This window comes from Neorhizobium phenanthreniclasticum (genome assembly GCF_040066075.1).
Lineage (GTDB): Bacteria > Pseudomonadota > Alphaproteobacteria > Rhizobiales > Rhizobiaceae > Neorhizobium > Neorhizobium petrolearium.
Map to the genome: position 1 here is coordinate 1 of NZ_JBEAAL010000059.1, position 11196 is coordinate 11196.

At 58.4% G+C, this 11196-nt stretch carries 11 protein-coding genes and 1 pseudogene; 1 reads left to right on the forward strand and 11 read right to left on the reverse strand.

The window, feature by feature from the left end; genetic code table 11:
- Positions 1-475: 475 nt before the first annotated feature.
- From ABK249_RS33290 to ABK249_RS33325, 8 genes are all read right to left on the reverse strand, one after another.
- Positions 476-1432 carry a branched-chain amino acid ABC transporter permease gene (locus ABK249_RS33290; RefSeq protein ID WP_227705934.1) on the reverse strand — a complete coding sequence of 319 codons (957 nt, stop codon included), beginning with the start codon at positions 1430-1432 and terminating at the stop codon, positions 476-478.
- A 64-nt stretch (positions 1433-1496) separates the two neighbouring features.
- A complete protein-coding gene (locus tag ABK249_RS33295; RefSeq protein WP_210059080.1) occupies positions 1497-2378 on the reverse strand; it encodes a branched-chain amino acid ABC transporter permease in 882 nt (293 codons plus the stop codon).
- 80 nt (positions 2379-2458) lie between these two features.
- Complete coding sequence (locus tag ABK249_RS33300) at positions 2459-3196, reverse strand: ABC transporter ATP-binding protein (protein WP_210059078.1); 738 nt, start codon at positions 3194-3196, stop codon at positions 2459-2461.
- Entirely contained in the window at positions 3193-3969 is a 777-nt protein-coding gene (locus ABK249_RS33305) for an ABC transporter ATP-binding protein (protein WP_210059076.1), read from the reverse strand. The genes ABK249_RS33300 and ABK249_RS33305 overlap by 4 nt, the downstream gene beginning before the upstream one ends.
- Positions 3966-4754: an SDR family NAD(P)-dependent oxidoreductase gene (locus ABK249_RS33310; protein ID WP_210059075.1), complete on the reverse strand. Its 789-nt coding sequence runs from the start codon at positions 4752-4754 to the stop codon at positions 3966-3968. Before ABK249_RS33310 ends, ABK249_RS33305 begins: the two co-directional genes overlap by 4 nt.
- A gap of 19 nt (positions 4755-4773) precedes the next feature.
- Entirely contained in the window at positions 4774-5583 is an 810-nt protein-coding gene (locus ABK249_RS33315; protein ID WP_210059074.1) for an SDR family NAD(P)-dependent oxidoreductase, read from the reverse strand.
- Between the two features lie 95 nt (positions 5584-5678).
- Positions 5679-6917, reverse strand: a complete 1239-nt coding sequence (locus ABK249_RS33320) for an ABC transporter substrate-binding protein (RefSeq protein ID WP_210059073.1) — start codon at positions 6915-6917, stop codon at positions 5679-5681.
- 50 nt (positions 6918-6967) lie between these two features.
- Positions 6968-8674, reverse strand: coding sequence for an FAD-dependent oxidoreductase (locus ABK249_RS33325; protein WP_210059072.1), 1707 nt, complete (start codon positions 8672-8674; stop codon positions 6968-6970).
- A gap of 226 nt (positions 8675-8900) precedes the next feature.
- On the opposite strand from ABK249_RS33325, the gene ABK249_RS33330 reads away from it, so the two are divergent.
- Positions 8901-9845 (forward strand): helix-turn-helix domain-containing protein, encoded by a 945-nt coding sequence (locus ABK249_RS33330; RefSeq protein ID WP_210059071.1) that lies wholly within the window; start codon positions 8901-8903, stop codon positions 9843-9845.
- Here the strand turns inward: ABK249_RS33330 and ABK249_RS33335 are convergent.
- From ABK249_RS33335 to ABK249_RS33345, 3 genes and pseudogenes are all read right to left on the reverse strand, one after another.
- On the reverse strand, positions 9811-10398 hold the full coding sequence (locus ABK249_RS33335) for an NIPSNAP family protein (RefSeq protein WP_210059070.1): 588 nt from the start codon (positions 10396-10398) through the stop codon (positions 9811-9813). The two genes, ABK249_RS33330 and ABK249_RS33335, sit on opposite strands and share 35 nt — an antisense overlap.
- 348 nt (positions 10399-10746) lie before the next feature.
- Positions 10747-10884: pseudogene (locus tag ABK249_RS33340) on the reverse strand (transposase domain-containing protein); the annotation flags it as partial.
- Between the two features lie 26 nt (positions 10885-10910).
- On the reverse strand, positions 10911-11196 hold a 286-nt coding region (locus tag ABK249_RS33345), incomplete at its 5' end, for a hypothetical protein (protein WP_348864893.1).

Sequence of the window (11196 nt, forward strand, 5' to 3'; positions counted from 1 at the left end):
GCGCGCCAGGCTCCACAGCTCAAAGCCGAAGAAGGACCGGTCGGCCAGGCACAACATGTCCGGCTCAAGGCACGCCAGGACGGCCTTGGCGAGCGTGACCTCGCTGGTCGCGCAACCGGCCATCTGGCTGGCGAACAACACCTGCGTGCCGTTCTCGACCAGGCTGACAAAGCGGATTTGCGGATATGCCGGCCAGCACGGAACAGTTCATGATCATATCAAACTACTTCATCGAAGCCGGATATGATCGAACCTAAAAACATCCCGCTCTAATGTGCCGTTGTCGGAAATCCTCAACCTGCGCCAGCAATACGCCCGACCGCCGTTCTCCTCGCCGGCGTGATCGGATTGGGGTGCGGTATCGGTCTGCGGAAGATGGCTCGCATTCTGGCGCGATCAAGGAAGACGCGCTGGATCATGCCGTCAACAGGCACTTCTCCAAAGTAGCGTATCGTGTAAATGAGAGGGAACGTATTTACGAGTTACTGCGTAACTCGACCGATTGTTTTCGCTCAAAAAATCCGGTGATTTCACCGGCAATGCCCTTGCGGAACAGGATGACACAGAGAACGAATATGCTTCCGGTGATCACCGTGATGGGGATGACGGATGCGGCAAGAAAGTTCTCCAGCGACAACACGATCCCAGCCCCGACAATAGGCCCGATCATAGTTCCAAGCCCTCCGAGCAGCGTCATCAAGATCACTTCGCCAGACGCCTGCCATGTGACGTCTGTCAGCGTTGCAAGCTGGAAGACGATCGCCTTGGTGCCGCCAGCGAGGCCGGCGATCGATGCTGACAGCACGAAGGCGCCGAGTTTATAGCGCTCGGTGCGATAGCCGAGGGAAATAGCCCGTGTCTCGTTTTCCCGTATGGATTTTAGAATGGCACCGAAGGGCGAATGGACGATGCGCCAGATCGCGAACATGCCGGCGACGAAGACCGCAAGGACGAAGTAGTACATATTAATCGCCGGATTGAGATCAATGAGGCCGAACAAGGCTCCCCGGGGAACCGACTGGATGCCGTCTTCTCCGCCCGTGAAGGGCGACTGGACAAAGACGAAATAGACCAGTTGCCCGCAGGACAGGGTGATCATCGCAAAATAGATGCCCTGTCGCCGGATTGCGATGGCGCCGATCAAGCAGCCGAGGACGGCAGCAAAAGCCGTGCTGGCGATGATCGCCAGTTCCGGGGTGAAGCCCCATACCTTGGCGCTGTAGGCGGCGATATAAGCCGCGCCGCCGAAGAAAGCGGCATGTCCGAAGGACAGAAGGCCGACATAGCCGATCAGCAGATTAAAAGCGGCGGCGAAAAGCCCGAAACAGAGCAACTTCATCAGGAATATGGGATAGACGAGGGCCGGAGCGGCTATGAGGACGGCCAGCCCGACTGCGACCAAGAGCCAGGCCCAATTTATGGACGAAGCCATTCGCGGAATCGGGGTGGTTGCTAGCTTATGGATTGTGGCCATTAATTCCTCCGGAATTTTCAATCTAAGCTCGACCGAACAGGCCGGCGGGCCTGACGAGAAGAACGATGATCATGACAGCAAAAATCACAGTGTTGGACGCCTCGGGATAGAAGACCTTGGTCAGCCCCTCGATGAGGCCGAGCGTATAGCCGGTGGCGATGGCACCGATCAGCGACCCCATTCCACCAATCACGACGACTGCAAAGACGACGATGATGAGGTTCTGTCCCATCAGCGGGCTCACCTGGTACATCGGCGCCGCCAGAACGCCCGCAAGCCCGGCAAGACCGGAGCCGAGCGCATAGGTCAGGGTGAGCAGGAGCGGCACATTCACGCCAAAGGCCTGCACCAGCTTCGGATTCTCCGTCGCCGCGCGCAGATAGGCGCCGAATTTCGTCCGCTCCACCAGCAACCAGGTAAGAAGGCAGACTGCCAGCGAGGCGATGATCACGAAACCCCGATATTTCGGCAGCATCATGAAACCGAGATTGACGGCGCCGGACAGTTCCTTCGGTGCCGCGTAGGGCTGGCCGCTGGAACCGTAGAAATGTCGAAACAAGCCTTCGATGATGAGGGTCAGACCGAAGGTCAGCAGCATTCCGTAAAGATGATCGAGGGAATAGACCCGGGCGATCAGCAGCCGTTCTAGCACAGCGCTGAAAAGGGCGACCAGCAGCGGCGCGATCAGCAAAGACGGCCAGAAGCCGATGCCGGCGAATTTGAGTAGCAGCAATGCGGCAAAGGCGCCGAGCATATATTGTGCGCCGTGGGTGAAATTGATGACGCGCAGCAGCCCAAAAATGACGGCGAGCCCCAGACTCAGCAGCGCATAGAAAGACCCGTTGATCAGTCCGATCAGCAACTGGCTGAACAGCGCCGCCGAGGGAATACCAAGAATTGTCATCGTTCACCTTAATTCCTATAGTGTTCTGGTGGGCGGAAGCGTTTGTGAAAGGTAGGGACTAGACCGGTTTCCAGCATAGCTCAGACACCCAGAACGTCGCTTAACCAGTCTTGCCGCCCAGGCAATTCCGCCGCCGAAAACTGATCGAGGACCTGTCCGTGCTCGATCACGTAGTAGCGTTCCGCCACGCGCTGGGCGAAACGGAAGTTCTGCTCGACGAGAATGATTGTGATGCCGCGTTTTCGAAGTGCGATGATAACGTCGCCGATGCGATCAACGATCACCGGCGCCAATCCTTCCGTCGGCTCGTCGAGCAGCAGGATCCTGATGCCGGTGCGCAGGATGCGGGCGATTGCCAGCATCTGCTGTTCGCCGCCGGAGAGGCTGGTGCCTTGGCTGTGGCGCCGTTCCTTGAGGTTCGGAAAGAGCGCGTAGATCTCTTCGACGGTATGACCGCCTTCTGCGACGATGGGAGGCAGCAACAGGTTTTCCTGAACGGTCAGACCGGAAAAAATGCCGCGTTCTTCCGGGACGAAGCCCAGGCCATGCCGCGCGATATGATGCAGCGGCAGCCGGCTTATGTCCTTTCCACCTATCTTGATTTCGCCGCTGCGGCGGTCCATCAGACCCGTGATCGATTTGAGCGTCGTGGTCTTGCCTGCGCCGTTGCGGCCAAGGAGCGCCACCGTTTCGCCGCTGTGAATATCAAGATCGATCCCGTGCAGCGCCTGGCTCTCGCCATACCAGGCCTTCAGGTTGCGGGCAGACAGGATGGCGGTCTGGTCCTTCACCGCGTTTATCCGTGTTATTGCCGTCATACGGCGCTCCCCATATAGGCTTCCCTTACTCTCGGATCTTGGCTGATCTCCTCATAGCGGCCCTCCGCCAGGACTTCGCCGCGCTGCAGAACGGTCACCCGGTCGCAGAGATCGGCGACAACTGATAGATTGTGCTCCACCATTACGATTGTGCGCCCCTCAGCTACCTTTCGGATCAGATGCGCGATCTGGTGAATGTCTTCACGCGCCATGCCGGCCATAGGTTCGTCGAGTAAGAGCAATTCGGGATCCAGCGCCAATGTTGTTGCCAGCTCCAGCGCTCGCTTGCGGCCATAGGAAAGCACACTGGCCGCTTGGTCGCGGAAAGATTCAAGGCCAACCGAGGAAAGGAGCTCCATCGCCCGTTCATTAAGCCGGTCGAGGCTGGATTGCGGGCGCCAGAACTGGGTCGCTAGTCCATTCGGACGCTGTAGCGCGATCCGGACGTTCTCCAGCACGCTTAGATGGGGAAACGTCGACGATATCTGAAAGGAGCGGACGAGCCCCATGCGGGCGATGTCGGCAGGCGAGGAGCGCGAAATGTCGGTCCCGCGGAAATGAATCATTCCCCGTGTAGGCACCAGGAAACGCGTCAGGAGGTTAAAGCAGGTGGTCTTGCCGGCTCCGTTCGGTCCGATCAACGCGTGGATCGATCCGCTGCGGACGGTCAGGTCGACATTGTTGACGGCGGTGAAACCCCTGAAGACTTTAGTCAGGCCGCGCGCAGTCAATATTGCTTCCCGGTCGCAGTTTCCGGTAAGAAGCGTGCTCATAACTTGCCCCCTGTTTCTAGGGGATGGGCATCGCCGAAATCGGAAAAGGCGTTCCAGCCGCCATCGACACTCAGAACGGCGCCAGTGATATACTTTGCGGCCGGAGACGACAGGAAATAGGCGGCCTCCGCGATGTCGTCGGGTTCGCCGAGTTGCCCCATCGGAATGCGTCGCCGGATCTGGGCTATATCGATCCGGCCGGCGTTCGTCAGCTTGCGGACGAGCGCCGTTTCGACAAAGCCAGGTGCGATGGAATTGACACGAATGCCCTGCGGGGCCCATTCGCAGGCCATAGAACGGGTCATGGCGATGATGCCGGCCTTGGCGGCACCATAGGCGTTTCGTCTCGGCAGGCCGCCAAGGCCGGCGATCGAGGAAATATTGACGATGGTGCCACCGCCATTGTCCAGCATCATGCGCCCCATCTCCTTGGAGACGAGGAACGTGCCGCGCAGATGCGTATCCAGCACCTTTTGGAATTGGGCGGCATCCTGCTCGATCGTCGGCAGATGGCTATCGGCGATGCCGGCATTGTTGATGACAACGCCGCAGTTTCCGAAACTCTCGCGCACCGACTGCGCCATTGTCTGCACGTCCTCTTCGCGGGTGACATCGGCGGCGAGCGCCAGATGACCGGGGTCAAGTTCGCCAAGCCGATCGTGCACCTTCTGGCCATCGATATCGGCAAGGGCTACCCGGAAACCGCGCGCCGCATAAAGGCGCGCCATGGCCCAGCCGATCCCGTCGGCCGCGCCCGTGATTAGAATCGTTTTCTCAAGCGTCATCTGCTCCTCCAAAGCATCTTCAGCCGCCATATCCCGGGCGCGGGATACTGCTCATCAGCGTCTGGGCAAACCCGCCGTCGACGACAATCTCCTGCCCATTGACATAGCCTGCACGGGGGCTTGCAAGAAAAACAGCAGCATTGGCAATATCATCCGGTGTTCCGATGCGCCTCAGCGGAACAATGTCTTCGCGCGCCCGCCTGGTTTCGGGCTGCCGATAGAAGACATCCGATAGAGGAGTATGGATCAAGCCGGGGCTGATCGCATTCGAGCGCACACCCTTCGGTCCCCATTCAAAGGCGAGCTGCCGTGATAACATCGAAACTGCCGCCTTGCCGGGACTATAGGCGCCGCTGAACGCCTGCGGATGGGATGCGGCGATGGATGACACATGCACGATAGCGCCCTCGCCCTTAGCCAGCATCGGGCGGCCGAATATCTGCGAGCAGAGCAGGTAGCCCGTCAAGTTGACGTGCAGCATCTGCTCCCAATCGGAGATTGGCAACACATCCAGATGGCCGGGCCGCAGGATTGCCGCGTTGTTGACGAGGATGTCGCATGTACCGAACCTGTCATGGGCGGCGGCGGCTGCCGTCTCGGTGGACTCGGCGCTGCTGACGTCGCAAGCGAGCGCCAGGGCCGACCCACCCGCCCGTTCGATCATGGCCACCGTTTCCCCGCAGGCACCGTCCTGCCGGTCCAGAACCACGAGTTTCGCACCGGCCGTGGCGAATTCCTTCGCGATGGCCTGCCCGATTCCGCCTGCGGCGCCAGTCACTATGCAGACACGGTCCTGAAGCTGCAGCCACTGATATTCATATCCCGACACAAAATTGACCTTTCGCAATGAGCTGGAAGAAATGGTGGACGCACGGCAACCGGCGATCCCCGGCGCCGAATAGCGACGCCGGGGATCGCTGTAGATCAGATCAGGGGGCAGTTCCCCTCGCTGAGCGGGCGAAAGGCTTCATCCGCCGCGATCGTCGCTTGCAGCTTGAAGACATCGCCGCGGCTCGTGCTCTCGTCGGGCGACTTCACCGTGAAGAGATAGGCAGGATGGATCTTCCGTCCGTCTGCGCGGATGGAGCCCTGCCCGAACGCATCATCATCGGTCGGCATGTTTTTCATCATGTCGATAACGGCCTTGCCCGATTTCTTCGCTTGGGCGACGCCGAGTTCCTTGACCGCCTTCAAATAATGCAGGATGCCGGCATAGTCGCCTGCTTGACTCATGTTCGGGAACACTCCTTCCGGAAGTTGCGGCTTGGCCCGGTTCATGAAGGCCCTGGTTCGATCGTTGAGATCCCAATAGAAGGTCTCCGTCATGCTCAGTCCCTGCGCTACGGGCAGCCCCATGCCGAGCACATCCGTGATATACCCTACCAAGGCCGCCATGCGGATGCCGCTGTCGGCGATACCGAATTCCTGGGCCTGCTTGAGGCAATTGATGAGATCGTTGCCGGAATTAGCGAAGCCGATGACATTGGCTCCGCTTCCCTGCGCCTGAAGCAGGAATGAAGAGAAATCGCTGGTGCTGCCGTAGGGATAGCGTACCGATCCGACGATTTCGCCGCCCGCCGCCTTGATGAAGTTGGTCGCATCATTTTCAGCGGCGTGCCCGAAAGCATAGTCCGCGGTTATGAAGAACCATTTGTTTCCGCCGGTACGGACGGTCGCCGTCGCCGTCGAATGCGCCAGGCACCAGGAATCCCAGCTCCAGTGGACGACATGCGCGCTGCAATATTTGCCGGTGATGTCGGAGCTGCCGGCCGTGGTGATGATTGCGGCCTTATCCTTTGCTTCGAGCTGATCGCGCGCGCCGAGCGCAATGGCGCTATTGCCGACGTTGCTCAGCACGTCGACCCCGTTGCGATCGAACCATTCGCGGATGATGGTCAGGCCGATATCCGGTTTGTTCTGGTGATCGGCAACGAGTACCTCGACCTTGAAGCCCGGATTAGCAGCGGTGAATTCGGCGACCGCCTGGTTGACGCAGGCAACCGAGACCGGACCGGAAACGTCCTGATAGATGCCGGACATATCGGTGATGACGCCGATGCGGATCGTATCATCCGCTTGCGCGCGGGGGCGCCGCAGCGGCATCATGCCCGTTACGGTCGCCGCCGTGGTCCCACCCAGTAAAGCTCGTCTTGTTATCTGCACTTTCATATCCTCCCAAATGATGTGCTGGAAATTCCGCCGTTTACGGCGCCTCAGCTCACGCCGGCCAAGTGCCGCGCCGTGAGATAGCCGAAGGTCATGATCGGACCGAGGGTGATGCCGGCGCCCGGATAGTTGCCGCCCATGACGCTTGCGCGATCGTTCCCCGTTGCGTAGAGCCCTTTGATCGGCTGCCCGTTCGCATCCAGAACATCTCCATAAAGGCCCGTCTTCAGCCCATCGAAGGTGCCGAGATCCCCCATCATGATGCGCACCGCATAGAAAGGTCCCTTTTCGATCGGAGCGACATTCGGATTGGGCTTGTGGTCCGGGTCTCCGAGATAGCGGTTGAACGAGCTCGTGCCACGGCCAAATGCTGGATCGAGTCCCTTCCGGGCGGCGACGTTATAGTCAGAAACGGTCTTCTGCAGGACAGTGGGATCGACGCTGATGGTCTGAGCGAGCTCCCGAAGAGTCTTGCCGCGACAAAGATAGCCGTTGCGCAAATGCCCGCCGAGCGGCACCGGCGCGGGCTTGACATGCCCGAGACCGTATTTGCGAATGGCTGCGTGGTCGCAGATCAACCATACCGCGGCATCCGGCTCGTTCGCTGATGCCTCGATGATCGCCGCCCCGACGTCGTGATAGGAATTGGATTCGTTGGTAAATCGGAGGCCGGAACTGAGGACTGCTATGATGCCCGGTTTGTAGCGGTCGAGAAGATGCGGGAAGACGCCGATCTTGCCGTTGCCCATCGGGACGGCCGAGACTGGCATCCAGGCGGCTGCGTTCGGAAAGCGAGTCTCGCAGACCCCGCCGGCCTGCTCGGCCATCGAAATCCCATCGCCGGTATTGCCATCGGGCGTCGGCGAAAGGTGCTTTCCGCCTCGCCTGACATGCGGATAGGCTTTCGCAATTCGCGCAAGATCATGCGGGAAGCCTCCGGCAGCAAGCACGACGCCACGCCGCGCGGTGATGCGAACCGGCCCTTTGTGTCCTTGTACCTGCGCTCCCTTCACTATATCACCATCGATAATCAATTGTTGAGCTGGCGTTTGCGTGTAAATCGGAATGCGAAGATCGAAAGCGGACTTGGCCAGCCGCGCGGCAAGCGCATTGCCGGCGGTGATATTGACGCCACGATGATGAACGGCGAGTTCCCTCAGGTGCCCGGCCAGGCGGCGAACCACATAGAGCGCGGAGGTCAGCGACCGAGTGGCATTGAAGAAATGCTTGATATCGGCGCTCGACGAATTGAACATCATGCCGATGAAGGTGATGGTTTTGAGTGGCGGGCGCAGACGCTTCAGATTCTGACCCAACGCGGTCGCATCATAGGGTGCAGCGACGACCGAACGACCGACGTCGATACCGCCCCGCACATCGGGATGATAATCGGGATAGAGTGTCGGCAGGAACTTGACGTCGGTTTCCCGTTCAAAGAACTCCAGCATTTCGGGACCATGATCGAGAAAAGCATCGATCGCAGCTTCGTCGAAAAAATTGCCGGTTTCGTTCTTTAGATATTCGCGGGCGCTTTCCCGGCTGTCCTGGATGCCATACTTTCGTGAATGAGGATTGCCAGGAACCCAGAGGACACCGCCGGAAAAGGCGGTTGTTCCGCCGAAAAACTCTTCCTTCTCGATCACGATCACATCGAGGCCGAGCTTCTTCGCGGTGATCGCGGTTGAAAGCCCGCCGGCACCCGAGCCGATGACCAGGACGTCACAGGTCGCATCTTGCAACAGATATTTTGGCATGTCTCCTCCACTCGCTGCTTTGCCTGCTTGGCTCTCCCCTGTGAGAATCCTCTCTCCATCCACGACGTGCTCCAACTCTGAAGCAGGCGATGTTGTTGGATGCCCGTGGGTAATTGCTAAGGCCACCTCCATAGCCAAACAATGGAAGAAGCGTTATTTATGTTGTACAATTCAATTGCTGCTATGCAGCAATTGAAACTGCATTGCGGTCGCGGGAGCTTTACAAATGTTAGGAAAGATCACGATTCCACGCTATTATCTCTATGGAGATCCGCATTCGGACGTTGATCTCGATTTCCTTCACACGGAGGCGATCCATGAACGAAGCGGCCCGAATAATTGGATAATTCGTCCTCACGCTCATCCCGACCACACCCAGATTCTGCTGGTCCTCGAAGGTGGCGGATGGATCCGGATGGAGGAAAAGACATGGCAGATCGCGCCACTTAGCCTCATTGTCGTGCCTGCATCGATCGTCCATGAGATCAATTTCCTGCCTGGGACCGATGGAGAGGTGATTACGGCTGCCTCAGCCTACATTGCAAGCGTTGCACGAGGAGATCCTGCGCTGATCGAGACAACCCGGATTGCTGCTGTATATCCGGTCGGCGGCGCGGATGTACGCATCGATGGCTTAAAGGATGCTTTTCACTGGCTTCACTACGAATTCATCTGGTCTGCGCCCGGCCGCAGACTTGCAATCATGGCGCAATGTTTGCGAATTCTTGTCTCTTTGCTGCGGGCTCGCAGTGGTGCCGTCCTCGATGCTCATCGCAGGGATCGGAATTACGACCTGTTTGTGAGATTTCGAGACCTGCTTGAACAGTATTTCCGCGAAGAAAAGAACTTGGGCTTCTACTCCGAACGTCTACATGTCACTGTTCCGCGGTTGAATCTTGCTTGCAAGGCTCGCGGAGCGAAAACCGCCTCGAACCTGCTCTATGAACGGGTAATGATCGAAGCGAAGCGATACCTCCTCTATACAGAAATGTCGGTTACCGAGATTTCACACGCACTCGGGTTCGACGACCTTGCTTATTTCAGCCGCTTCTTTTCGCAGCGAGCCGGGATGCCAGCGGGGTTTTACCGCCGGCAGAGCCGTACCGAGAGCGGGCTCAATCCCGGCGGGGTCAGCACTACCGTAAGGGAGACAGTGCCAGCGGGCGGATGAGTTCATGTTCGATGGGTGCTCCATCGTAGCCCATGAGCAAGTCCGGTTGACTTGCCTTGATCAGGGTGAAGTGGCTCTGCGGCCGGTATCCCGACACTGTCCGGAAACCTGCAACCAGGCCGGGGGTTTCTGGCGGCAAGGTTTGAGCGCTAATGGCGATGGCATACCAGTCCTCCCCGAACATCGGCTCGCTTTCGATCTGCTGCTGATGCGCCTCCTTGCGCCTGGCAACAACCCCGTCGAGCAGCTTCGAACTCGTTTCGAGGGACAGAAACGCGTTGCGTTGGCTCACGACCAGTGTGAAAGCGTTGGGAACGAATTGATCATTCCATTCGCGATCCTTTGCCACTGCAAGACGGCAGAGGGTTCTCTCCTGCAAGGATTCATAGGCCCAGAGGTGATGGATGCGGTTGAGACCGCCGCTCTCGGTCATCCAGTAGCCAGCGAGCGGAAGGTGACGGGTAATGAGATGGACGCCACCGGTGCGAAAGAGACCGAGATATTTGAGAGCCTTTCCGGGCAACAGATCATAGGTCCGCAGTTCGAATATCATGTGATCCTCCCGTAGAATTCATATCATTGCGGCATTTGCGGCGGCGGTGTTCCTGTGCCAATTGAAGGTGTGAATGAGGCGATCCGAGTTGGCCGGAACCCACACATCCTTCACGCTATGAGGATACGTGAAATCCTGGCAATGGACGAAAGCGAAAGAATGTTGGACGTTTCGGCTATGCCGAATGGCAGCCGCCCTGTTTCGAAGCTGTCGAAAGACCTATGGATTGCCCATATAGGCAACGCTCAGCCGTATCGGCGTCTCGGCCCCATCGATTTTCCGGTTGCAACGGTGATGTCGATCGCTTGCGGAAGGTCCTGTGAGCACGTCTGAGAGTCCCGAACGAGCTCATTGTGAGGCGCTGATCCGTTGCGCATAGGCCCAGGGCATGAGGGCGTCGATGTCTTTGGCGAGGTGGCCGTTGGCGAGGCTGATGAAGAGATCGCGCAGGTAGGCGTAGGGCTCGACACCATTCATTTTGCAGCTTTATGCCGACCGGCGAACTATGCCGACTAGAGCGGGATGAATTTAGGCGGAATCGGCATGGGGATTGAACGAAGCCGCTGGCGCGGCACTTGGAGTGCGGGATTTGCATGATGCGCTTCTGATTTGAAGGATTGGGCTGTTTTAGCCAACCTTTGAACAGGAGATGACGATGACAGAGATAAGCCGTAAGCGCCGTCTCCGCCCCATTGGATTGGGTGTATTTTGAGGCTTGCTGCGTATGCGAGAAGGTTTCCAGTTTTATCTGGAGATTTGCATGGCAGATGATGGATTTGTCGGTCGCTACGAAGTTGT